Annotated in this window: 25 protein-coding genes, 1 pseudogene and 2 riboswitches; of the genes and pseudogenes, 10 read left to right on the plus strand and 16 right to left on the minus strand. The window is 28.3% G+C overall.

Going from position 1 to position 22863, the window contains the following annotated elements; genetic code table 11:
• Window positions 1-35: 35 nt before the first annotated feature.
• A riboswitch (cyclic di-GMP riboswitch) is annotated at window positions 36-111 on the minus strand.
• A gap of 159 nt (window positions 112-270) precedes the next feature.
• The 3 genes and pseudogenes from L988_RS06500 to msrA form a co-directional block, all read left to right on the plus strand.
• Window positions 271-528 carry an ATP synthase subunit I gene (locus tag L988_RS06500; RefSeq protein WP_047382713.1) on the plus strand — a complete coding sequence of 86 codons (258 nt, stop codon included), beginning with the start codon at window positions 271-273 and terminating at the stop codon, window positions 526-528.
• 83 nt (window positions 529-611) lie between these two features.
• Window positions 612-794: riboswitch (cobalamin riboswitch) on the plus strand.
• A 57-nt stretch (window positions 795-851) separates the two neighbouring features.
• A complete protein-coding gene (locus L988_RS06505; protein ID WP_047382715.1) occupies window positions 852-1769 on the plus strand; it encodes a sirohydrochlorin cobaltochelatase in 918 nt (305 codons plus the stop codon).
• A gap of 76 nt (window positions 1770-1845) precedes the next feature.
• Window positions 1846-2349: pseudogene (gene msrA / locus L988_RS06510) on the plus strand (peptide-methionine (S)-S-oxide reductase MsrA); the annotation flags it as partial.
• Between the two features lie 63 nt (window positions 2350-2412).
• On the opposite strand, the gene L988_RS06515 reads toward msrA, so the two are convergent.
• The 6 genes from L988_RS06515 to L988_RS06540 are packed head-to-tail and all read right to left on the minus strand — an operon-like array spanning window position 2413 to window position 8572.
• Window positions 2413-3636 (minus strand): ABC transporter permease, encoded by a 1224-nt coding sequence (locus L988_RS06515; protein WP_047382717.1) that lies wholly within the window; start codon window positions 3634-3636, stop codon window positions 2413-2415.
• Window positions 3633-4310, minus strand: coding sequence for an ABC transporter ATP-binding protein (locus L988_RS06520; protein WP_047382719.1), 678 nt, complete (start codon window positions 4308-4310; stop codon window positions 3633-3635). Before L988_RS06520 ends, L988_RS06515 begins: the two co-directional genes overlap by 4 nt.
• Complete coding sequence (locus L988_RS06525) at window positions 4307-5410, minus strand: efflux RND transporter periplasmic adaptor subunit (RefSeq protein ID WP_081982741.1); 1104 nt, start codon at window positions 5408-5410, stop codon at window positions 4307-4309. The genes L988_RS06520 and L988_RS06525 overlap by 4 nt, the downstream gene beginning before the upstream one ends.
• A complete protein-coding gene (locus L988_RS06530; protein WP_047382720.1) occupies window positions 5410-6654 on the minus strand; it encodes a TolC family protein in 1245 nt (414 codons plus the stop codon). The genes L988_RS06525 and L988_RS06530 overlap by 1 nt, the downstream gene beginning before the upstream one ends.
• 14 nt (window positions 6655-6668) lie before the next feature.
• Window positions 6669-7916 carry a sensor histidine kinase KdpD gene (locus L988_RS13265; RefSeq protein ID WP_052191734.1) on the minus strand — a complete coding sequence of 416 codons (1248 nt, stop codon included), beginning with the start codon at window positions 7914-7916 and terminating at the stop codon, window positions 6669-6671.
• Window positions 7913-8572, minus strand: a complete 660-nt coding sequence (locus L988_RS06540) for a response regulator transcription factor (RefSeq protein WP_047382722.1) — start codon at window positions 8570-8572, stop codon at window positions 7913-7915. The genes L988_RS13265 and L988_RS06540 overlap by 4 nt, the downstream gene beginning before the upstream one ends.
• A gap of 213 nt (window positions 8573-8785) precedes the next feature.
• Here L988_RS06540 and L988_RS06545 point away from each other — a divergent pair, with 213 nt between their 5' ends.
• The 3 genes from L988_RS06545 (at window position 8786) to L988_RS13645 (ending at window position 11021) form a co-directional block, all read left to right on the plus strand.
• Window positions 8786-9028, plus strand: coding sequence for a hypothetical protein (locus tag L988_RS06545; RefSeq protein WP_047382724.1), 243 nt, complete (start codon window positions 8786-8788; stop codon window positions 9026-9028).
• A 414-nt stretch (window positions 9029-9442) separates the two neighbouring features.
• Window positions 9443-10918: a sodium-dependent transporter gene (locus L988_RS06550; protein WP_047382726.1), complete on the plus strand. Its 1476-nt coding sequence runs from the start codon at window positions 9443-9445 to the stop codon at window positions 10916-10918.
• A gap of 10 nt (window positions 10919-10928) precedes the next feature.
• Complete coding sequence (locus tag L988_RS13645; RefSeq protein ID WP_156110656.1) at window positions 10929-11021, plus strand: MetS family NSS transporter small subunit; 93 nt, start codon at window positions 10929-10931, stop codon at window positions 11019-11021.
• Window positions 11022-11067: 46 nt separating this feature from the next.
• Here L988_RS13645 and L988_RS06555 read toward each other — a convergent pair whose 3' ends face one another.
• Window positions 11068-11568: an Rrf2 family transcriptional regulator gene (locus L988_RS06555; RefSeq protein WP_231549829.1), complete on the minus strand. Its 501-nt coding sequence runs from the start codon at window positions 11566-11568 to the stop codon at window positions 11068-11070.
• Window positions 11569-11696: 128 nt separating this feature from the next.
• On the opposite strand from L988_RS06555, the gene L988_RS06560 reads away from it, so the two are divergent.
• The gene (locus L988_RS06560; protein WP_047382729.1) at window positions 11697-12068 is read left to right on the plus strand and encodes a pyridoxamine 5'-phosphate oxidase family protein; all 372 of its coding nucleotides are present in this window, start codon (window positions 11697-11699) and stop codon (window positions 12066-12068) included.
• A gap of 9 nt (window positions 12069-12077) precedes the next feature.
• Window positions 12078-12260, plus strand: coding sequence for a 4Fe-4S binding protein (locus L988_RS06565; protein WP_047382730.1), 183 nt, complete (start codon window positions 12078-12080; stop codon window positions 12258-12260).
• Window positions 12261-12274: 14 nt separating this feature from the next.
• Here the strand turns inward: L988_RS06565 and L988_RS06570 are convergent, their stop codons facing one another.
• A complete protein-coding gene (locus L988_RS06570; protein ID WP_047382732.1) occupies window positions 12275-12595 on the minus strand; it encodes a helix-turn-helix domain-containing protein in 321 nt (106 codons plus the stop codon).
• Window positions 12596-12730: 135 nt separating this feature from the next.
• Between L988_RS06570 and L988_RS06575 the strand changes: the two genes are divergently transcribed.
• Window positions 12731-13240: a lactoylglutathione lyase family protein gene (locus tag L988_RS06575; protein ID WP_047382733.1), complete on the plus strand. Its 510-nt coding sequence runs from the start codon at window positions 12731-12733 to the stop codon at window positions 13238-13240.
• 382 nt (window positions 13241-13622) lie between these two features.
• Here the strand turns inward: L988_RS06575 and L988_RS06580 are convergent, their stop codons facing one another.
• The 8 genes from L988_RS06580 to L988_RS06615 all read right to left on the minus strand — a co-directional run bounded on the left by L988_RS06580 (window position 13623) and on the right by L988_RS06615 (window position 21568).
• Complete coding sequence (locus tag L988_RS06580; protein WP_047382735.1) at window positions 13623-14576, minus strand: M14 family metallopeptidase; 954 nt, start codon at window positions 14574-14576, stop codon at window positions 13623-13625.
• A gap of 12 nt (window positions 14577-14588) precedes the next feature.
• On the minus strand, window positions 14589-15890 hold the full coding sequence (locus L988_RS06585; protein WP_047382736.1) for an MATE family efflux transporter: 1302 nt from the start codon (window positions 15888-15890) through the stop codon (window positions 14589-14591).
• The gene (locus tag L988_RS06590) at window positions 15877-16683 is read right to left on the minus strand and encodes an ABC transporter ATP-binding protein (RefSeq protein WP_047382738.1); all 807 of its coding nucleotides are present in this window, start codon (window positions 16681-16683) and stop codon (window positions 15877-15879) included. Before L988_RS06590 ends, L988_RS06585 begins: the two co-directional genes overlap by 14 nt.
• Window positions 16658-17491 carry an ABC transporter ATP-binding protein gene (locus L988_RS06595; RefSeq protein ID WP_047382739.1) on the minus strand — a complete coding sequence of 278 codons (834 nt, stop codon included), beginning with the start codon at window positions 17489-17491 and terminating at the stop codon, window positions 16658-16660. Before L988_RS06595 ends, L988_RS06590 begins: the two co-directional genes overlap by 26 nt.
• A gap of 1 nt (window position 17492) precedes the next feature.
• Window positions 17493-18311: a nickel/cobalt ABC transporter permease gene (gene opp1C / locus L988_RS06600; RefSeq protein ID WP_047382741.1), complete on the minus strand. Its 819-nt coding sequence runs from the start codon at window positions 18309-18311 to the stop codon at window positions 17493-17495.
• Entirely contained in the window at window positions 18312-19253 is a 942-nt protein-coding gene (gene opp1B, locus L988_RS06605) for a nickel/cobalt ABC transporter permease (RefSeq protein WP_047382742.1), read from the minus strand.
• Between the two features lie 14 nt (window positions 19254-19267).
• Window positions 19268-20866, minus strand: coding sequence for a nickel ABC transporter substrate-binding protein (gene nikA / locus L988_RS06610; RefSeq protein WP_047382744.1), 1599 nt, complete (start codon window positions 20864-20866; stop codon window positions 19268-19270).
• A gap of 165 nt (window positions 20867-21031) precedes the next feature.
• Entirely contained in the window at window positions 21032-21568 is a 537-nt protein-coding gene (locus L988_RS06615; protein ID WP_047382746.1) for a helix-turn-helix domain-containing protein, read from the minus strand.
• 181 nt (window positions 21569-21749) lie between these two features.
• Here L988_RS06615 and L988_RS06620 point away from each other — a divergent pair, with 181 nt between their 5' ends.
• A complete protein-coding gene (locus L988_RS06620; RefSeq protein WP_047382747.1) occupies window positions 21750-22343 on the plus strand; it encodes a LysE family translocator in 594 nt (197 codons plus the stop codon).
• Window positions 22344-22863 lie beyond the last annotated feature (520 nt).

The following is a 22863-nucleotide window of genomic DNA, read 5'->3' on the forward strand; positions in this document are numbered from 1 at the left end:
CTCCTAATAAAAACAAAAAAACCAGCTACACTATAAAGTGTAGCTGGTTGTCATTTAAAAGACCCTGTAGCTTTGCGTCATAAGGTTTCCCTTATTTTGCCAAAATATAAAGACTGTATTAAAATAATATAACAAAAAATAAAAAAAGTCAAATACTTTTATTGTATATTTTAAAATGTAGATTAATTGCAAGGAAAGTTGTTTATTTTACAGTAAATAAAAATATGGAATTAATGGTGTAAATTCTTTAAATATAAGGAGATGAGTAGGATGGTTATTGCATTTGTAGGTGGGATTGTTTTAGGGTTTTTATTTTTTTATAGTCTAGATTTTGGAGTAAATGAAAGTAAAAGATTTAAAAATCCGTCATTATTTATATTTATCACATCTCTAGTGAGAATTATTATTCTTTTAGGGGGTTTTTATTTCTTGGCACAAAATAATGGTTATAACTTTTTTGCAGCATTAATCGGAGCTTTAGTGTCTAGAATATATATTGTATATTTTTATAAGAATAAAAGAAAATAGATATTTAAATATCAACATAATATATATATAGCTCACGGAGTATTCTTTTTTTATAGAATGATTGAAAAAAATACAATGTAATGATAATATACCTCTGTAATGGTTCGAAAGATTAAAAGGGAATTGAGTGAAAAGCTTAAACGGTCCCGCCACTGTAAAGAGGATGAAAATAGGTTAATCCACTGAATTTTTATTTTAAAATTTGGGAAGGAATATGAGTAAAGTGAATCTGAGTCAGGAGACCTGCCATTATAATCTGCGAGGACGGAGAAGAGTTTAAGCTCTTCTCTCAAATTTAAAATTATATTTGGGAGGTTATTTTTATGAAAAAATTATTATTATCACTATTTTGTTTGTCATCAGCATTAATTCTAGCTCATGGTGAAGAAGCTTTTGAGGACTCAAATTTTTATACAGGGGGAAAAAGTGCTATAATTATGACACATTTTGGAACTACACATAAAGACACGAGAGCTAAAACAATCGATAGAATCAATCAAAAAGCAATTAAGGCTTTTGAAGGAAAAGCTGATGTTTTTGAGGCTTATACTTCGAGAATTGTTGCTAAAAGAGTAGAGGCTAACGAGGGAATAAAGAAGTATAATCCGAGTGAAGTTTTGACTTCATTAAAAAAACAAGGGTATAAAAATGTTATTATACAACCAACAAATATAATAGATGGTGTGGAAATGGAGTCAATAAAAAGAGAGGTTTTACTTCATTCAAAAGATTTTAATAATTTGAGAATAGGGGATGCACTTCTAACAGATCCACATCATTATGAAGACGCAATAAAGGCGATAATGAAAATAGCAGCACCTCTAGGGAAAAGAGAAGGAGTAGTTTTAGTAGGACATGGAACATATAATTCTGCTACTTCAGCTTATGCAATGTTTGACTATATGGCAAAAGATATGAATGAACCAATTTATGTGGGAACAGTTGAAGGATATCCAACTTTTGAAACTGTTGTGAGACAATTGAAAAAAGCTGGAAAGAAAGAAGTTGTCTTAATGCCTATGATGTTTGTAGCTGGAGATCATGCAAAAAATGATATAGCTGGAGATTGGAAAGAAAACTTAGAGAAAGAGGGATTCAAAGTAAAAGTAAAATTAACTCCTTTAGGAGAGATTCCTGAAATTCAAGATATGTTTGTAGGGAATGCAAAATTTTTAGAAAAGCATAGAAGTATTGATATTATAGAAAAAAAAGCTGGATATGCAAAAAGTAAAGATATTTAGTATTAAAATTAACAAATTTTGTATATAATGTAGATGAGGTGATTTTATGAAAATTAAAAATATCGATTCAAACTTAAATATTCATGAGATTTATTTAGCCGGAGGATGTTTTTGGGGAGTAGAGGCTTATATGAAAAAAATATCTGGAGTGATAGATGTTGTTTCAGGTTATGCTAATGGTTCTACAGAAAATCCAAGCTATGAAGATGTTATATACAGACATACAGGTCATGCCGAAACAGTAAAAGTGATTTATGATAGAAATATTATAGATTTACCTCTACTTTTGAAATATTATTTTAGAATTATTGATCCAACTAGTTTAAACAAACAGGGTAATGATAGAGGAACACAGTATCGAACAGGGATTTATTATACTGATTTAAATGATAAATCAATAATTGATAAGGAGATATTAATTCTACAGCAAAGTTATTCTGAAAAAATTCAAATTGAGATAAAAGTTTTGGAAAATTTTTATTTGGCAGAAGAATATCATCAAAATTATTTAAAGAAAAATCCAAATGGTTATTGTCATATTGATTTAGAAAATTTTGAATCTATTTTAGTTGATAAAAAATAAAAAAATAAAAAGATAAAACCCCGTTTTAGTTTTTAACTATACGGGGTTTATTTTTTTAAGTTATTCAGCTCTTAAAGCATCTATAGGATTAAGTTGCGAAGCCTTTTTAGCTGGTGTGACTCCGAAGATAACTCCGATGAATGTTGAAACTCCGAGTGCTAATGATATTGAAAATATCGAAAATACTGGAGGGATATTTACAAAGTATCCAATTATAAGAGCTAACGAAACTCCAATAACTACACCTACAACTCCACCGATTCCTGTTAAAATAACAGACTCCATTAAAAATTGAATTAGTATATCTTTGTTTGTAGCACCAATTGCTTTTCTTATTCCGATCTCCTTTGTTCTTTCAATAACACTAACTAACATTATATTCATAACTCCGATTCCACCAACAAAAAGTGAGATACCAGCAACAAAAGTTATAAATAGATTTAAAGTACTTAGAATTTTATCAAATGAAGCAGCAGCATTACTCATAGTTTCAACTTGATATAGTCCTTTAACTCCGCTAATATCCTCTAAAACTTTATTAGCAGCACTCATATCAGTAGCTAACTCTTCAGGGTTTTTAGATTCTACAATTATAGAGTTGTATCCTCCTGTAGATAGATTATAAACTTTATCATATGTGTTAAGTGGGGTTCTCATAAATCTAGGGATTCTTTGTCCACCCATAACTTTCACAAGTTCTTCTAATGGATTTTTAAAAACTCCAACAATTTTATAAGTGATAGGGCTATTTTTTCTTCCAATAGCAAAAGACATCTCATTTCCAACAGCATTTTCTGAACTACCAAAAAGACTTTTAGCGGTAAGATTATCTATCACTAAGATTTTCTCACCTTTTTCATATTCAAATGGAAGAAAAGCTCTACCGTAAAGATATTCAGCTTTGTCAATTTTCTCATAGTCTGGAGTAGTTGCAGTGAGCTGTATCATCTCACGTCTACGCCCCACTTCAATAAAAACTCTAGTACTTATATTTGCACTTACATTTTTAAAAAGATTAGTTGATTTTAAACTTTCTATTATCTCTGGTTCTAAAAGATATTTCCATCTAAACTCTTCATCATCTTTATCAACTGAGATTGTAAATTTTCCATATCCGCCCTCTTTTAAATCTCCAGTTATATTTTGTTGTCCACCTTTTCCAATAGCAGACATTGTTATAACAGAAGAGATTCCGATTATAATTCCGAGCATAGTTAAAAATGATCTGACTTTATTGCCTCTTAAATTCTGTATAGCACCTTTTAAACTTTCTAAAAAATTCATACATTTCTCACATCCTCGATAACCTGACCATCTTTGAATCTGATAACTCTTTTACAAGCTTTACCTACCTCAGGTTCATGTGTAACTATAATTATAGTTTTCCCCTGTTCGTTCAACTCTTTAAAAAGTTGCATAATCTCTTTCTCAGATGTACTATCTAGGTTTCCAGTGGGCTCGTCAGCTAAGATTATAGAAGGCTCATTTACAAGAGCACGAGCTATGGCTACTCTTTGCCTTTGTCCTCCCGAAAGTTCATTAGGTTTGTGATCTAATCTATCCCCTAATCCTACTTTTTCGAGTACAGCCTTGGCTTTTTGAGCTCTTTCTTTGTGATGAACACCAGAATATACCAATGGAAGCTCAACATTTTCTAAAGCTGATAACTTTGAAAGTAGATTGAATGATTGGAATACAAAGCCAATTTTTTTATTTCTAATTTTAGAAAGCTCTTCATCTTTTAGCTTTGAAACTTCAATTGCATCTAGAATATATTCGCCCTCGAAAGTGTGATCAAGACATCCTAAAATATTCATCATAGTTGATTTTCCACTTCCACTACTTCCCATAATAGCAACAAACTCACCTTTTTCGATAGAGAATGTTATATCTTTTAGAGCATGAAGTTTCATCTCACCGTTTATATAGTATTTATCTAAGTTTTTAATTTTTATCATTGAGGTTTCTTACCTTTCCCTCTTGGAGATTCACTTGAAATCTCAGAGATTTTTATAGTTACTTTTTCATCAGAAGTTAAAGATTCTCTTGGATTTGTTAAGAATATCTCACCTGTACTTAATCCCTTAGTGATGATAACATTATCTCCTTTCAAATCTTTAAACTCAACAACTCTTTTTTGAATTTTTCCAGCTTCATCAGAAGTATAGATATAATATTGGTTGTTATCAAAAAGTAAAGAAGTTGAAGGAATTATTATTCCAGGTTCATCCTCACCTAAGAAAATTCTAGCTGAAACTTTGAAACCAGGCACAATATGTGGAATCTCCTCTGTTGGTCTAACCTCTACTTGTAAAACATTTTCAGAAGTTGTTTTAGAAACTTGAGAAACTCTTGAAATTTTTGTGATAACTCCTGGATATGATATTTTCTTTTCGAAAACTTCTGGTTTTATAACTAATTTTTGATCTAACTTAATCTCTTTAACTTCGTATTCAGGAACCTCTAAAATTATTTTAATATCTGAAAGGTCTGCAAGTTCTAAAAGAGGCTCATCTGTATTAACAGAGTAGTTCTCTTGAGCATAAAGTGTTGTAACAGTTCCACTAACAGGACTTTCTATTTTTTCAGCAGTTTTTTCTAAATCCTCTTTGTAGTAATCTATACTGATTTCAGATGTTCTTATCTGCTCAGCAAGTTCTTTAACAGAGTTGTTAGAGCTCCCGCCTATTTTATTTAACTCTTTTTCAACAGAATAGTTTCTTTTTAATTTAGAAAGATTTATCTCCTCTTTTTCCAAGTTTCTTTTTATATTGTTTCTTTCTGTTTCATCAAACGTCATTAAAAGTTGCCCTTTTTCAACAAAGTCTCCCTCTTGTATAAGAACATTTTTAACTTTTAATTTTTTATCTACGAAAACTTTTTTAGTATCGTTTGCCTCAACACTTCCATCGACATCAATAAAGCCACTTCCTTTACTAAGAACAGCTCTTTGAGCATTGTATGTGATTTCAGATGAAGTGTTTTGAGTTTTAGTTCCACATGCAGTAAGACCTAAAGTCATCGTTAAAATTATCGGTATTAAATATTGTTTTTTCATTAAATCTCACTCCTTACTATAATTTGATATATATATGCATTTAAAGAGTTTTTAGCTTTCTCTTTTGAAACTTGGAGCTCAAGATAGGTATCAAAAGCTTCCATAACTTCTGTGTAACTAACTTTTCCAAGCGAATTTTCCAATTTTTTTATATCATATTTACTTTTTTCTAAATTAGCACGATTTTCTAAAACAAGATAATCCTTTTGTAAAGTGAAATAGCTATCTTGAACTTTATATCTTTCAGCCATAGCTTCATTAACTTTTTGGTTGTAAGTAACTTCTTGTTGCATCAGAGAGCTTTCTTCATTGTATAAATTAATATCTTTGTAGAAGATATCTTTTGAAAACTTTAAGAAAACTCGATTCTCATCATTTTCATTATTTCTTTCAATACCAACAGAAACTTCAGGCATCTTATTATCATATTTCATATATTTTATATTCTCTTTTGTAATATTTTTTTCTAGTTGTAATTTTTGAATATCTTTTTCTCCAACATTTATAATATATCTATTCAAATCACTTACAGATGGAGATATATCAAGAAGAGATACACCCGCAAGTTTAAGGTTATAATCATAGTAAAATCTTTCTAGGATTTTATCAAGAATACTTTCAATCTTTTGAATTTCTAACTTGATATTATTATAACTAACTAAAAGACTATCTAAATCAATTTTTGGAATAGCTCCTAACTGATAAGATTTCTCAAGAATAGTTTTCTCTTTTTCTAAAGTTAAAAGAGCGTTTTGTTTAAGCTTTAATTCAAATTGATTATCTTTATACTCTTTATAAAGAGATATAAGGTTTAATTTTTGAGTTTCTAGCCCTTGTTTTAGCTCCAGAGTTGTAAGATCTCTTGTTATTTTAAGTTTATTTAGCTCACTATCATTTTTAGAAAGAATCAAATCTTTAAGGCTTCTTTGAACTCCATATGTAACCTTGTTGTCCTCATCTTTTTGCTTTTCACCTTGAACATAAAAATCTCCATATGTAACTGTACTTTGGAAAGTGTACCTTTTTTCTTCATCCTTATACTCTGTACTACCATCAACAGCAACTCCATTATATCTTCCAGTTTTATAAAAATCCTCTTTGAAGTCATTTTGACTATTTTTTAGATTGTATAATTGATTTTGATAAGATGTTATATTGATTTCACTCAATAGATTATCTAAAGTTACCTCTTTTGAGTAAAGAAGTTTACTTAAAAGTAGGGTTATTAGTATATATTTTTTCATTTATTCTCCTTTCGTTATTCGTTTAGAAATACTTTGAAAATAACTACTTCATCAGTTTCATCGTAATAAAGTTTATAGTTTAAAGAAAGACTTTTTAATATCTCTGAAACAACGGACAAACCTAGTCCAGTTCCTCCATATTTTCTAACTTTTTTATCATTTTTTTTAGAAAATGGTTTGAAATACTCTTCTATATTCTCATTATTCAATGGATGACTACTATTTTTTATAGTTATGGCTTCATTATCTAAAATTATATTGATATTTTTTTTCTCATTTACATATGCTAAAGAGTTTATAATTAGATTATTTAAACATCTATCTAAAAGTTTTTTATCACTTTCTATAGTTATCTCTTCTAAATTTAATTCTAGATTGATATTATTAAGTTTAAAATCCATAGAGTAACGTTTTAAAATATTTTCTAAAGTTTCTTTTAAGTTAATATTTTCTTTTTTTATTGGAATATATCCTGATTCCATTTTACAATAGAAAAGTAACTCTTGAATAAGAGCATTCATATTAGAAGCTTCTTGATTTATATTTTTACATATATCTGGAATCTCTTCATCTTCGATAATCCCATCTAAAATAGCTCCGCTATAACCATCTATTATAGCAACAGGTGTTTTTAATTCATGAGTGACATTAGATATAAAGTTTTTTCTAAAAAGTTCAGATTTTTTTTGTTTTTCTAACTCCTCTTTCAATTGTGCATTTAATTCTAAAAGTTCAGATTCTATAGGTTGTCCCATTTTTATAGAGAAAATATAGGCTATATACAAGTTGATTGGAATACTTAAAAGTATTATATAGATAAAAAACTTTAAAGTTGATTTTATAACGTCACTTATTGGAGCAACAGAGGTTGCTACAACTAGCATATACTCCTCATCAAGTTTTTTAGCTAAAACAATTCTTCGAATATTATCTCGACCAGTTTGAACATCAATAACAGTTTTTCCTGATTTTAAATCTTCCCATAGATAGTTTTCTATAAATTTCATAGAATGAATTTTTGAATTTTTTTTATCTTTTGTGAACGAAATCTCTCTTATGAATATACCATTTTGTTCTGAAAGCTCTGAAAGTTCCTCAAAATTTTTACGAGTATATTGTTCACTAAGAGTTGTAAGCTCTCGTTTTTTTAATCTGATTTGATAGTTTTCAAGAAAAAGATAGTTTATAAGAACATAAATAGCTATGAATCCATACGTAAGTGCATTAAGAAATAGAAATATTTTTAAAGATATTCTTCTCATTCCTCAACCTCCTGAAACTTATATCCAATCCCACGAATGGTTTTGATATATCCTTCACCAATTTTTTTTCTTAAAATTTTTATCTGTGTATCAACAACTCTTTCATCTACTTCAAAATCCATAGGCCAAATATTATTCAATATTTTTTCTCTTGTTAGAACTAGATCTTTATTCAAAATAAAATACATCAAAAGAGCAAATCCTTTATTTCCAAGATTAAGCTCCTCTCCATTTTTAATAACTTTGTAATTTTCTTTGTCGATTTCTAACTCTCCAATTTTTTCAAGAGTTGTCAATCGATTTCTTTTGATAAGTGAATTGATACGAGCCATTAAAATTTTTGGTTTAAAAGGTTTTCCAATGTAATCTTCAACACCAAGTTCAAGACCTTTAATTTCATCCTCTTCTTCAGTTCGAGCAGTGAGCATTATAATAGGAGTATTAGATATTTTTTTTATCTCTCTACACACTTCCCACCCTTGAATACCAGGTAACATTACATCTAATAAAACTAAAGCATAGTTACTGCTATAAAATTTTTCTAGCCCAATCTCCCCAGTTGAAGCTTCAATAACTTCATAACCATCCTTTTCAAGATATCTTCTTAATATATCTCTTAAAAAATCTTCATCTTCTATAATTAAAATTTTTTCCATAAATAATCTCCTATATTAAAGTTATCATATCAATACATTTTAACTTAATTTATAAATATAATCTATACTATTTCAAATTTGTGTATTTTTTGTGTATAAGTAAAAAAATATAAAGCTGTACTTTTTCGTTTATTTAAGATACAATAAAGTATTGAATGTTTTATGGTTTTATAGGTTTTACAGGGTTTGCAATAAATTTTTATGGGAGCATTTATGAGTTATGTAAAAAAACAGGAACTAAAAAAACAGTTTAAAGTAGAAATATTTAAGGGTGTTCAAATAATTGACAATGAATCGTATGATATTATTGATTCAAGAAAATTTTTTCCAACTTCTGAAGATGCATTAAAATATGCATTGAGCATAAAGGATAGATTAGAGGGTGATTCGGTTATCAGATTTTTTAAAAAAAATGAAGAAAACTGGGAACTTGCAGAGATAATTACAAAAGATTAAAAATAAAAAAGTAACCTGTAAATTATGGTTACTTTTTTTATTTTTTAATTTAAATTTGACAATTGTGAAAAAATATGACATAATTATTTAAAAATTAAGAAGGAGGACAAAATGAAAAATATAATAGTTAAAAAATTAAAATTTAATAATGTACTCCTACTACTGGCAGATTTATTGTAGCAATTGTGTTTATGAAAATAATGTAGAAAAACTACATGGAATCATAGATGCAATTGCGTTTTACGTTGTTCATCTGTGAGGGCCAGTAGTTTATTGATAAATAAATGGAGACCTCATAATAAAAATATGAGGTTTTTTTAATCCTAGGTCTAAACCTCATATTAATTTATGGGGTTTTTATTTTTATAAAATTAAAATTATTAATTTAAAATAAAATTGATTTAGGAGGATTTTGTGGAAGAGAATAGAGAGCAGTGGAGCTCAAAGATGGGCTTTATCATAGCAGCGATAGGATCAGCAGTTGGTCTTGGAAATATATGGAGGTTTCCTTATGTAGTTTATTCAAATGGTGGAGGTGCATTTTTAATTCCATATTTTGTAGCAATATTTACAGCAGGAATTCCATTATTAATATTAGAATATGGAGTTGGTCATAAATATAGAGGTTCAACACCTCTTTCACTATTTAGAATAAATAAAAAATTTGAGTGGATGGGTTGGTGGCCGATTATAAGTTCTGGATTTATACTTTGCTATTATTCATTAGTGCTTAGTATGGCTATGAAATATTTAACTCTTAGTTTTACAAAAGGCTGGGGTAACGATTCAAATAGTTATTTTTATAATGATTTTTTAAATATTTCAAGTTCACCTTTTGATTTTAATGGAATTGTTTTACATATATTAATTGGAATTACAGTTATATGGTTAATAAATTGGTTTATATGCTACAAGGGAATCAAATCTGGAATAGAAAGATATAATAAGATTTTATTACCTTGCTTATTAATAATTGTATTAATAATCGTTTTGAGGGGTGTTACCCTAGAAGGAGCAACTCTAGGATTAAATACGTTATTTACTCCTGATTGGAGTAAACTTAAGAATCCAAAGGTTTGGATTGCAGCTTACGGACAAGTATTTTTCTCTCTAAGTGTTGGAACAGGAATAATGATGACATATTCAAGTTATCTACCTAAAAAAACTGATATAAACAACAGTGCATTTATGACAGCTTTTGCTAATTGTAGTTTTGAGTTTATATGTGCTATTGGAGTATTTGCAATATTAGGAGTTATGGCTTTTACTTCAGGAGTTCCAGTAAATGAGGTTGTTAGCAGTGGTATTGGATTAGCTTTTATAGCATTCCCTAAAGTTTTTTCTCTTATGGGAATCTGGGGAAATATACTTGGAGTTCTATTCTTTATGTGTTTGACATTTGCAGGAATAACCTCTGCCGTTTCATTAGTTGAAGCTATATCAGCAGCGATAATAGATAAATTCAATATTGAACGTAAGATTGTTGTTACAAGAATATCTATCTGCGGATTTTTCTTGAGTATTGTATTTGCAACAAATAGTGGTCTATATATTTTAGATATTATGGATAATTTTATAAATAACTATGGAATTGTTAGTGTAGGACTGTTAGAAAGTTTTGTAATTGGATGGTATCTAAATGCAGATGTTATTAGAAATCACACGAATAGCATCTCTTATATCAGAATAGGTTCTTGGTGGAATATTATAATAAAATATATAACTCCTTTATTCTTATTTTTAATATTGGTTCAAAGTATATTTAATGAGTTTAAAGCACCATATGGAGGTTATTCAGGATTGGCTTTGACAGTTTATGGATGGGTTATTATTTTAATTGGGATTTTAGGAGCTATTGTCTTAAGTAAAAAATCATGGAAGAGTAATTAAAGGAGAGAAAATGACAAACGAAGCGATAATATTTATGACTTTAGGATTAACAACACTTTTAGGTGGATTAATAACAACATTTGTAATAAATTTTAAAAAATAAAAAATGGAGGTAGTCGGATTTGGCTATCTCCATTTTGTTTTAAATTTTAAAATTCTTTTCTCTCTTTAAACCATTGTATAGTTTCAGCTTCAGTTTCTTTAGGTAAAATTCTACCATATACCTCTTTATAAAGCCAAGCCAAAGTCTTTTTAGAAAGATATTTTTTCATCTCATCCTCACCTTCTTGCATAACTACTTTTATAAAGCAAGGGCATTTTGTATGTGTTGCGGGTAGATTATTTGGATCTAGTAAGATATTTTTTTGTCTAATCTCAGCACATTGGAAAAGAGGTTCCTTTCCCTCAACAGCTTCAACAACATCCCAAAATGATATCTCTTCAGCAGAACGAGCAAGTTCATATCCACCTTTAACTCCAGGAACAGATTTAGTTATTCCAGCTTTCCCAAGTTTGGTAAAAACTTTTGATAAATATGATTCAGAAACTCCTTGGAACTCTGCTAAATCTTTTATTCCAACATAGTCTTTATCTTTTAATTTTACAATATATAATAAGCAATGAAGAGCATACTCCACTCCAACAGACATTTTCATAATTAAAGATAAAACTTGTCGCCAATTAAAAAAGATTTAAAAACATATTGGTTGATAAGTTAAAAAAATTTAAATTTAATTAGAGATAAGTTTTATCTATAATATGATTTTAGGAGGATTTTATGTTTAATGAGAAATTTTTAGATGTTTTAGCAAAAGAGGGAGTTGTGTCAATTGTGACAACTGGAGCAGAGGAAGCTCATATATCAAACACTTGGAATAGTTATTTAACTATAGTTGAAGAAAATAAAATATTGATTCCAGCAGCGGCAATGATAAAAACAGAGAAGAATATAGATTTTAATAATAAAGTTAAGTTAACACTTGGAAGTCATGAAGTGATGGGATACAGATATATGGGAACTGGTTTTTTAGTTGAAGGAACAGCAAAGTTTTTAAAATCAGGAGAACATTTTGATATGATGAAAGAGAAGTTTTCATTTTTAACAAGAGTTTTAGAAATAACTGTAACTTCATATAAGCAAACACTGTAAGGAGAAAAAATGATAAGAGAGATATTAGAGGATAGATGTGTTGGTTGTGGAAAATGTGAGGTAAGCTGTATTGTTGGATGTATATCTTCAAAAGAAAATAGAAAAAAAGAGATTGATTCTTCAGCTTGTGTAAACTGTGGAGCTTGCACATTGGTTTGCCCAATGAATGCAGTTATAGAAAAAGCAGCCTAGATTTAGGCTGCTTTTTAATTTCTAGATCCCCACTCATGCATAAGTGTTAAAATTGGAATTAATTCCATTCCTTTTTCTGTAATAGAGTATTCAACTTTAGGAGGAACTTGTGGATATTCTTTTCTATTTATCAAACCATCTTCAGCAAGTTCTTTAAGTTGTTGTGCTAACATTTTGTGATTTATTCCATTTAATCTTTTTTTCAATTCACCATATCTGTGAATTCCATCAGTTCCTAAATGCCATAGGATAATTGGTTTCCACTTTCCACCCATAAAATCTAATGTATACTCGATAGAACATTGGTATTTTTCTTTTCTTTCTAAATCTCTCATAATTTTTTCTCCTTTACTTACTTTTTAGATAGTATATTACTAAAAAGTGCATACTTTACATAATTATTATATTAATATATACTAAGTCAGTAAATAACGCAAGTTAAAATTTTAAATAATTTAGGAGGAAAAAATATGTACCCAAGAAATTTTTCACACATAGGAATATCAGTACCAAATTTAGAAGAGGCTGTTAAATTTTACAGCGAAGTTATGAATTGGTATGTAATTATGGCACCAACTTTAGTAAAAGAGGAGAAGGAAACAGCAATCGGAATGATGTGTATTGACGTTTTTGGAGAAAACTGGGGAGAGTTTAAGATAGCTCATATGTCAACAGGAGATGGAATAGGAATCGAGTTATTTGAGTTTCCACAAAATGATAAACCAAGAAACGAGTTCAACCCATACCCAACAGGAGTGTTCCACTTCTCAGTAAAGGATCCTAACATTGAAGAGTTAACAGCTAAAATTGTTGCTGCTGGTGGAAAGCAAAGAATGCCAATCAGAGAGTACTATCCAGGAGAAAAACCATACAGAATGGTTTACTGTGAAGATCCATTTGGAAATATAATTGAAATCTATACTCACTCATATGAGATGCACTATGGTGCTGGAGCTTACCAACACGAATTAAAAGATTAATAATTAGAAAAACCTTCAAGTTAAATAATTTAAAACTATTTTATCTTGAAGGTTTATACAAATATTTTATTAAATTTTGTGTAACTTAAATAAATTCTTCTTTTATTTTTTCAGTATAAGTTTCTTTTTTATTTCATTTGAAAACAAGTAATATCTTTTTTGAAGAAAGGAAATTCATAGAAAAAATAGAATAAAAAAATAAAAAGGTGGTGGTATTATGAAGAATAGTAACTCTAAAAGATTCTCTTTCAATAGAAAAAGAAGAGAATTTAACACAAACTATTTACTAATATTAACATTTTTTATTACTACTTTATTTTGTTTATTTTATGGATAATATATAAAAAACAGCCTATTACGTTAGGCTGTTTTTAGTGTTTTATTAAAGTTTTCCATAAGCAATTAAAGAGTCATTTATATTTATAGATAAACTAACAGTTTGATACAAAACAACTCCATCAAACTCAGCATAAAAAGTATGGAGAGTTTCACCGAAACAGTCTTTAATCTCACCTATTAAATCACCCTCTTTAAATTTTTCTTCTGGATTTAGAGCAGGATACCAATACCCTTTTAAATGAGAATCAATATACCTCACTTCTTTTATCTCGATTTGATTAATCGTTTTTTCTAAAGTTTCTTTAGATAGCGAAGAGGAATTAAGAACTCCAATAGCAACTAAAGCTTTAGAAATATCTTTTTTATATTCAGAAACTTGGTCTGTTGTCCAGCAACCTTTTCCTCCTCTTTCTAAAAGAAGAGCAGGAACTCCTTGAATAGCTGCCGAATTATAGGCTCCGGTTGAAGCTTTAGAACGCACTCTATAGGCCATATTAATTTCATTAGCTATATTGTGTGAGATATTTATAATCTCCTCACTCCCGATTCCCGGGGCATAAATAAAAGGCATTACATCTTCAAATACATCTCCACCATGTATATCTAAAAAGAAATCAAGCTGAGGATACAAATATTTTGAAAAATGATAAGCAATCTTCTCTGACAAAGACCCTTGAATAGTACCAGGAAAAGCTCGATTTATATTTTTACCATCTTCAGGTAAAATAGCAGCTACTCTTTTAAAAAAACCAGAATAATTAACAGGATGTAAGATTATTAGTGTTCCTTTAATATCTTTTGCCTCAATATCCTGTGATAGCTCAATCGCACTTTGAATTCCAGCATATTCACAGCTGTGAATTCCACTACAAACAGTAACTACTTTTCCTGTTTTTTCACCACATATAATAGTAACTGGAATTGAATAATTTTCAATTTCCCAAAATCCTTTTATTTTTTCATTTTGATTACAATATAAATTACCTAAATTGAACATAAAGTTCCTCCGTTAAATTAGTGTTTTTTTTAATTGAGGAAGCAAAAAAGCTCCTCTAAAGAAATAAAAAATTAAAAAAGATATCCAAATCCCATTATTACCTAGTTTTGGAATCATAAAACTATATGAAAGAAAAAACATGAAAAAAGCTCCCCCAGTGGATAAAGCTACTGGAAAAGTTTTGTTCGCTCCAGTAAAAACTCCATAGAAAGTCAAACCTAAGAACGAAATAAGAGGATATAAAGCAATCCAAAACCAAAATTGTCTTGATAAACTCAAAATAGTTTCTAAGTTAGAAAATATTAAAAAAATCTTTTCCGATAGACTGATATAGAAAAATGAAGTAAGAATTACAAAGATGATTCCCCATTGCAAGTTTCTTTTCCAAACCAGTTTCATCATATAGTTATCTTTGAGTCCAAGGGCTCTACCAGAGAAAACACTTGAAGTATTTGCGATTCCATCAAAAGAATAAGAGATAATAGAAACGATTTGTAAAAGAATACTATTAGTGGCCAAGATATCTACTCCCAAATTAGAACTAGCTGATATAATTAAGTTATTATGTAGTAATAGAAAGAAGGTCCTAACCATTAAATTTCTATTTATAACTAAAATATTGACAATCTCTTTTTTATTTATGATAGCTGAGATGTTGATAGATTTAAAGTATCCGTAAGGGATTATAAAGTATAAACCTATTAAAAAAGAGATTATTTGTGATATAAGGGTTGCATATGCAACTCCTTCAACTCCTTTTTTCAGAAAAATTACGAATATAACATCTAAGATTATATTCAAAATATTCCCTGATATTTGCATAGTTAGAGAACCGAAGACGTTTCCTTTGCCCATAAGCCAACCTAAAATGACATAGTTAAAAAGTACAAATGGAGCACCAAATATTAATATAGAAAAATAAATTTTAGAAATATTTTCCACTTCTAAGGTGGGATTAATAAATTTCATAGCTAGATTAAAAATATTACTTTTAAAAAGAACACACATTAAACTTATAAAAAGAGCTATAATAAAAGGTCTTAAGAAAACTAATGCATTTTCATTTTTAGTTTTATGAGTATTTTGAGCACTATAACTAGTTGTACTAACTCTTAAAAATCCAAACATCCAATAAATCGTATTGAAAATTAAAGTTCCTATTGCAACACCAGAAATTAAAATCTCACTATTTAAACGTCCGATTACAGCTAAATCTATTGCACCTAAAAGAGGTTGCGTAACAGTTGAAAGTATAAACGGAATCATAAGAGATATATACATGCCATTAGTTATAAAATTTTTATTGATTCTCATAAATATCAATCTCCAAAATTGAATTTAAAAGATTTTGAGCATATTCAGTTTCAACATTACTTAATCTATATATAGAATCAACTTGCTCAACAATTTTACCTTCATTAAAAAATATAACTTTATTACACATATAAGTTACAGATGGCAAATCATGAGTTATAAAAATATATGTGAAGTTAAATTTTTTTTGTAACTCTTTAAGTAGATTCATAACTTGAGTTTGAATAGAAGCATCTAAAGAACTAACAGCCTCATCTAAAAGTATAAATTTAGGCTTTGTTGCTATTGCTCTGGCTATACACACTCTTTGGAGCTGTCCTCCTGAAAGTTCATGTGGATACCTTTCTAAAAAAGTTTCATTTAAACCAACTGATTGTAAAAGCTCAAGAGTTTTATTTTTTTTATCAAATTTTTGTGATTCTTTTTTTTCTAAAATTTTTAAAGACTCGTTTATAATATCTTTAACTTTAAATCTTGAATTTACTGAAGATATATAATCTTGAAATACAACACTTTTTAAATGATTAAGTTGTTCTTTTTCTTGCCTTGTTTTTTTCCCATAAAGATTTATTCCTTCTAGAAAAATCTCACCTTCATTGGGAGGTAAAAGCCCAACTAAAGATTTACCGAGTGTACTTTTTCCACTGCCACTTTCTCCTATGATTCCTAAGCAATCTCCCTCTTCTAAAAAGAAAGAAACCCCCTTTATAATTTCTTGTCGCTCTTTCCCGAATATTTTTTTTTGTGTTTCTTTTTTAAAACTAATTCTAATATTTTTTACTTCGAGTAGCATTATTTTCACCTATCTTTAAAATTTCTTTGTAACGATTCATAACAGCCATCTTTTTATCAATAAGATTTTTAGTAAATGATTCATCTTTCTGATTAAAAAGACTATTTAAATCTCCTGACAATTCACTATTCCCATTATTCATAACAATAACTTTATCAGCGATTTTGTTGATAACACCAATATCATGAGAAATAAAAATTAAAGCTACATCATGTTTTTCTTTGATATAAAGAAACTCTTTCATAATTTCAAATTGAGTTATTGAATCAATCGCTGTAGTAGGTTCATCAGCTATTATAATACTTGGATTCATACTCAGAGATAATCCAATCATAATTCTTTGAAGCATTCCTCCGCTTAATTGGTGTGGAAATTTCGATAAAACTTCTTCTGGATCTCTAATTTTCATTTTTTTAAGAATTTCTATAGCATAAGATTTTCTAATCTTAGAATTTATGCCGATATGTTCTTTCAATGTTTCTTCTATTTGATATCCAATATTATAAAGAGGATCAAAACAAGTCATTGGATTTTGTAAAATCATAGCAATATCTTTTCCTCTTATTTGTCTCATGTCTTCTTTATTTTTATCTAATAAATTTTCATTTAAATATATTGCTTCTCCATCAATTTTAAATCTATGAGAGTCAAGTAGCCCCATGATAGCTTTACAGGTCATACTTTTTCCACTACCACTTTCACCTAGTATTCCTAAACATTCACCTTTTTTTAAGGAGAATGATAGGTTGTTTACTATTTTTTTATTATTTGTATAAATAGAAAGATTTTTGACATCTAAAATTTTCAAATTAAACCTCCTTTGGATCTAAGGCATCTCTTAATGAATCACCTATAAAATTAAAACTTGCCACTACCAAAACTATGGCAATTCCAGGAGCCAACATTTGAGTAGGATTTACTGTCATAACATTTTTAGCTTCACTTAACATAGCTCCCCACTCAGGAAGTGGAGGTTGAACTCCAAGGCCCAAAAAGGAAAGCGTTGAAATATTCAAAATTGCCCACCCGATATCTAATGTTGCTAAAATTGACATCTCTGATGCAATACAAGGCAACATATGTTTTACTAAAATAAATTGTCCACCAGACCCTATACATTTAGAAAATTGAACAAAATTTTTATCTGTATATTTAACTACATTTGTACGTATCATTCTGGCATACCAAGCCCATTTAATAAAAATGTTAGCAATGATAACATTAACTATATCTACACCTAGTAGTGCAACAACTGCTAAAATCATAATCTGGCTTGGAAACGACAACATTACATCAACAACTCTCATTATAATTTCGTTAATTATTCCTTTGAAGTAACCTGCTAATAATCCCATAATAGTTCCAAGCCCAATTGTACCAAGCATTGTTAAAAATGATAAAAATAATGTCGGCCGAATTCCAAAAATCATTCTTGAAAGAACACATCTTCCTAGATGATCTGTTCCTAAAGGATATTCAAGTGAATACTTTGCAAATTTATTCATGATATTATTTTCATAAGGATTATGTGGCGCTATATAAGGTGCAAAAATTCCACAAAATATAATAATTCCAATAAAAATTAAACAAATTAAAGTAAATCTGTTCTTTAAAAGTCTTTTTAGCATCTAACTCACATCCTTTCTTAATCTTGGATCCGTCACATATTGTAAAATATCGAAAATTAGATTAAAAATTACAAATAAAACTCCAATCATAAGAACGTAAGTTTGAATAACAGGATAATCTCTATTAAAAATTGAGGTTATACACAACCTTCCAACTCCAGGCCAAGCAAAAACATTTTCAACAACTATTGTTCCTGCTATAAGTTGAGGAATACTCATTCCAATAGCTGTAATACAACTATGAATTGAATTCTTAAATATGTGCTTACTTAAAATATTTTTTTCTCTCAATCCTCTAACTTTCGCATATAAAACATAATCCTCTTTCATATTATCAAGCATATTATTTCTGATCAATCTAATATATGTCGATATATATGTTAAAGAAACTGTAAACGACGGAAGAATTATATTTTTGAATGACCCACTACCACTTGTAGGTAGCAGGTCTAATTTGATACTAACAGTCCACATTAAAATTAATCCAATCCAATATGGAGGCATTGCTGTTGTTGTGAAAACCATCCCTCTAATAAATCTATCAAATAGAGAATCTTTGAATACAGCACTAAAAAATCCGATAGGAATACTCAGAGTTATAACAAAGAATAGCGACATTCCTGCCAATTTAAGAGTTGGAGGAAGAGATCTAGATATCTCACCTAAAACTGTTCTAGATGGATTTGTATAACTAACACCAAAATTTAGTTTCAAGCAATTTATCAACCATTTTACATACCTAATCAAAAATGGATCGTTTAAACCTAATTCTTTTCTAACTTGAAGAATAGCTTCTTCAGTAATAATTGGTGTTTGCCTAATTCTTAACGCTACTTCAGCAGGATCAGAAGGAATCAAGCTTATAAAAATAAAACATACAAAAGAGATACATAGAAGTAGAGGAATAACTAATAAAATTCTTTTAATAATATAATTCTTCATTTAATCCTCCGTATTTACTCAAAATACATCTGCTGGAAAGGAACTTCGTATTGAGTTTGAGTAAAGGTTACATTTTTTAAAGTATTTATAAAGATAGCTTTATTACATTCATAAGTGATAGGAATATAAACAGCATCTTGATGCAGGCTCTCAAAAACAAACTTATATAAATTTTGTCTTTCTATTTCATCTGTAGAAATTAAAATTTTTGTTATAGCTTCATCTATATCTTTTTTATTATGCAATCCTAATTGAGCAACGTAATCACCATAAACAGGCTGACGCATTGCCGATAGTGACGATTGGGGATCGTAAGGAAGTCCCCATGAAATATTAAATACCATATCAAAATTACCAGATTTAATCTTATCTCTATACGATTGTTCCTCTTCTCCATTTATATTTATAGCTATTCCAATTTTCTTATATTCAGATTGCAGATATTCAGAGATAATCTTTTCTGTAACACTATCACTATTATAAAGTAATCCAATTTCTAGTTTCTTTCCATTTTTCTCACGAATACCAGAAGTTGATTTTATCCAACCGGCTTTGTTTAAAATAGATTCTGACTTTTCAGTATTAAATTCAAAAGGTTTCAAATCGATATTTGCATATGGCACTGTTTTAGCATAAAGAGTATCTGCTGGAGTTTCTAATCCATAAAAAATTCCTTTTGAAATCGCTTCTCTATTAGTAGCATGTTGAAGTGCATATCTCACATCTATATCTTTTAATATTTCACTATTTGTATTAATCACAATTTGTCTAGTGGACGTCGGTTCAGATAATAGAACATTGAATTTTTTGCTATCTTTATATTTATTGATTGCATCTGCATCGAGCATATTTTTTCCAAAAATCAAATCAATTTCACCTTTTTCCAAAGCCAAAATACGCGTTTGATTATCTGGAATTACTTTGACTATAATTTTTTTTATTTTTGGAATATCTCCCCAATAATTTTCATTAGCTTCAAAAATAGCATATTCATCTGTAACTACATTTTTTAATATATAAGGCCCCGTTCCAATATATCCAGAAACTCCATTTTTAGTAGTTCCATCTTTCATCGCTTTTGGCGAAATCATAGCAAATGGTCTTGTTACAGCTAACTCTGTAAGCATAGGGTAATATGCTTCTTTTAATTTTATTTGAAGAGTATAATCATCTAAAATCTCAATTCCATCTAAAAGTTTCATCATTTCTAACCATGTATGTCTACTTTTATTATCTAAAATAGCATCAAAATTTTGTTTTATAGCATTAGCATCACAAATCGTTCCATCTGAAAAAGAAACTCCCTTTCTTATATTAAAAGTATATATTCTTCCATCTGGAGAAATATTCCAGCTTTCAGCTAAAGATGGTTCATACCCATTTTTTCCGATATTTACTAAAGTTTCAAAAAGCATCTCTTGAGCATACATCTCACCCGCATATAGATGTGGATTTAAATCTCTAATATCTCTAAAATTAACATATGTTAAAGTATCTTTTGGTATTTCATTGAGTTTAGTATTTATAGATTCTGATTTTTTAGAGTCATTCCCACATCTAATTAATGACAGTAGAATAGTACCTCCAATAATAAATTTAAAATATTTTTTCATATTGCCCCCTTTTTAGTTACGTATTTTTAAGATATAATAACACTTTTTCATTTTGTTTGCAACATAAAATATTTTGATATACAAAATATATAAATAGATTAAATTTTTGAAATTTGATATATATAAAAAAAGATGTAATTTAAATTAAATTACATCTTAAAATTCTTATTTTTTAATTGAAAACCAATGAGTTATAGATGGAATATTTCCGGGATTTCTATATTTATGAGGAGTATTTTTTTTTATATATATAGAATCCCCTTCTTTCAATTTATAAATTTTTCTATCTGAAAGATTTATTTCTAACTCACCTTTTATAACTAATCCAATCTCATCATGAGAGTGACTCCATCTTATATTTTCTGAAGTACACTCAGGATCGATAACCACATAACTTCCATTAAAATCAGGATTTTCTGGTATTAAGTTATAATATTTTGTTCCTTCTTTATTAGATTTGAAAAGTAATTCTCTATTATTAGCTCTTAAAATTGAAATCACTTCTTTTTCTTCTTTCAATAAATCTATAAGACTTATATCTAAAACTTGACATATAAGTTGAAGATTTGCAATTGAAGGACTATTTATATCTCTTTCTAAATTACTGATAAATCCAACAGAAAGTCCTGTTTTTTCAGAAAGTTCTTTTATTGATAATCCACGATCTTTTCTTAGCATCTTTATTTTTTCAGATATTTCCATTAGTTTTACTCCTATCATTTTCAGTTTATTTATCCTTATTATATCATAAAATCTGTTTCAGTACAAAATTCAAAATTCTGAAGAAAATATTCATTATTTTGTTGATTAAAACAAAAAAATATGATAATATCTTTCTATAATATTAATATTACAAACAAAATTAAAAAAAGGAAGGATTTTTATGACACTAAGTTTTCTATTTTCATCACTAGCAGTTGCAGCTACACCTGGTATAGCAACGATATATGTTTTAAACAACTCTGCTTCTTTTGGAAGAAGAGAAGGGATTATTTCTGCTTTGGGAATCATGACTGGAGGAATGATTTACAATGTTATTGCTGCTGTTGGTCTATCATCATTAATATATCTTTTTCCAAATTTGCTTAGTGCAATAAAAATAGTTGGAGGTCTTTATTTAATATACGTAGGAGTAACGGCATTAATTGCAAAAGATAAAGAAAATACCGACAAAATAAATTCTGTAAAAAATAATTGCTACTTAAGAGGGATTATTACAAATTTAGCTAATCCTAAAATTTTATTATTCTTTGTAACATTTATTCCACAATTTGTAAAAAATACAAATAACTATGGTTTTGAATTTATAATGCTCGGAAGCATATATCTTTTAGTTGAAATAATTTGGTTTGTTTGTTTAGCTACATTTATATCTATTTTTGCGAAAACAACAAATGGTTCTTTTAAAAAATATATGAAATATATTTCTGCAGGTGTTTACTTAGCTATGGGGCTATTACTTATTATCAATTTATAAATAGACCTATATATATAAATAAAGAAAATTAAAATTTTACAATATTTTTTAGACTTGTACTAAATTGAATGAAACATTTATAACTCTTTAAATATACAAATTACAAGTCTTTAAAAATAATTTTTTTTAATAATAATTTTTCTATAGATTGAAAGATTTTAATGAATAATTCTTAAAATCTTTCAATTTTTTATTAAATAATCTCGTATTATAGAATTTTTTTTCTCGTTAAAATTAATTATAAATATAATTATTAATTAAATATCAATAAATTCAATAATATATATCTCGTATTATACATAAAATACGACCTTTAATAATATTAAAGTTTTTTATAATTATTTTAATATAAAGTTTATGTTATTCTTAATTAAAGATTTATTTTTATAAAATAACTTATACAGGCCTCGCGTCGTTTTTTTTGTCCTTTTGCACCAATTAGCCTTTTTAGTCAATAAAATCCTAACCTTTAATCTAATTGACCTATATACTTATTATTTAAATATATATTGTGTAATAT

It is taken from the genome of Cetobacterium sp. ZWU0022, from assembly GCF_000800875.1.
Classification (GTDB): Bacteria; Fusobacteriota; Fusobacteriia; order Fusobacteriales; family Fusobacteriaceae; genus Cetobacterium_A.

Coding starts and splice junctions, on each gene's coding strand:
- L988_RS06590 (WP_047382738.1), bottom strand. CDS start 16,683: ATGCTACTCGAAGTAAAAAATATTAGAATTAGTTTTAAAAAAGAAACA.
- L988_RS06545 (WP_047382724.1), top strand. CDS start 8,786: ATGAGTTATGTAAAAAAACAGGAACTAAAAAAACAGTTTAAAGTAGAA.
- L988_RS06530 (WP_047382720.1), bottom strand. CDS start 6,654: ATGAAAAAATATATACTAATAACCCTACTTTTAAGTAAACTTCTTTAC.
- L988_RS06515 (WP_047382717.1), bottom strand. CDS start 3,636: ATGAATTTTTTAGAAAGTTTAAAAGGTGCTATACAGAATTTAAGAGGC.
- nikA (WP_047382744.1), bottom strand. CDS start 20,866: ATGAAAAAATATTTTAAATTTATTATTGGAGGTACTATTCTACTGTCA.
- L988_RS06585 (WP_047382736.1), bottom strand. CDS start 15,890: ATGAGAATCAATAAAAATTTTATAACTAATGGCATGTATATATCTCTT.
- L988_RS13265 (WP_052191734.1), bottom strand. CDS start 7,916: ATGAGAAGAATATCTTTAAAAATATTTCTATTTCTTAATGCACTTACG.
- opp1C (WP_047382741.1), bottom strand. CDS start 18,311: ATGCTAAAAAGACTTTTAAAGAACAGATTTACTTTAATTTGTTTAATT.
- L988_RS06570 (WP_047382732.1), bottom strand. CDS start 12,595: ATGAGAGATTTAGAAAGAAAAGAAAAATACCAATGTTCTATCGAGTAT.
- opp1B (WP_047382742.1), bottom strand. CDS start 19,253: ATGAAGAATTATATTATTAAAAGAATTTTATTAGTTATTCCTCTACTT.
- L988_RS06540 (WP_047382722.1), bottom strand. CDS start 8,572: ATGGAAAAAATTTTAATTATAGAAGATGAAGATTTTTTAAGAGATATA.
- L988_RS06520 (WP_047382719.1), bottom strand. CDS start 4,310: ATGATAAAAATTAAAAACTTAGATAAATACTATATAAACGGTGAGATG.
- L988_RS06575 (WP_047382733.1), top strand. CDS start 12,731: ATGTACCCAAGAAATTTTTCACACATAGGAATATCAGTACCAAATTTA.
- L988_RS06565 (WP_047382730.1), top strand. CDS start 12,078: ATGATAAGAGAGATATTAGAGGATAGATGTGTTGGTTGTGGAAAATGT.
- L988_RS06580 (WP_047382735.1), bottom strand. CDS start 14,576: ATGTTCAATTTAGGTAATTTATATTGTAATCAAAATGAAAAAATAAAA.
- L988_RS06500 (WP_047382713.1), top strand. CDS start 271: ATGGTTATTGCATTTGTAGGTGGGATTGTTTTAGGGTTTTTATTTTTT.
- L988_RS06560 (WP_047382729.1), top strand. CDS start 11,697: ATGTTTAATGAGAAATTTTTAGATGTTTTAGCAAAAGAGGGAGTTGTG.
- L988_RS06555 (WP_231549829.1), bottom strand. CDS start 11,568: ATGTCTGTTGGAGTGGAGTATGCTCTTCATTGCTTATTATATATTGTA.
- L988_RS06615 (WP_047382746.1), bottom strand. CDS start 21,568: ATGGAAATATCTGAAAAAATAAAGATGCTAAGAAAAGATCGTGGATTA.
- L988_RS13645 (WP_156110656.1), top strand. CDS start 10,929: ATGACAAACGAAGCGATAATATTTATGACTTTAGGATTAACAACACTT.
- L988_RS06525 (WP_081982741.1), bottom strand. CDS start 5,410: ATGAAAAAACAATATTTAATACCGATAATTTTAACGATGACTTTAGGT.
- L988_RS06620 (WP_047382747.1), top strand. CDS start 21,750: ATGACACTAAGTTTTCTATTTTCATCACTAGCAGTTGCAGCTACACCT.
- L988_RS06505 (WP_047382715.1), top strand. CDS start 852: ATGAAAAAATTATTATTATCACTATTTTGTTTGTCATCAGCATTAATT.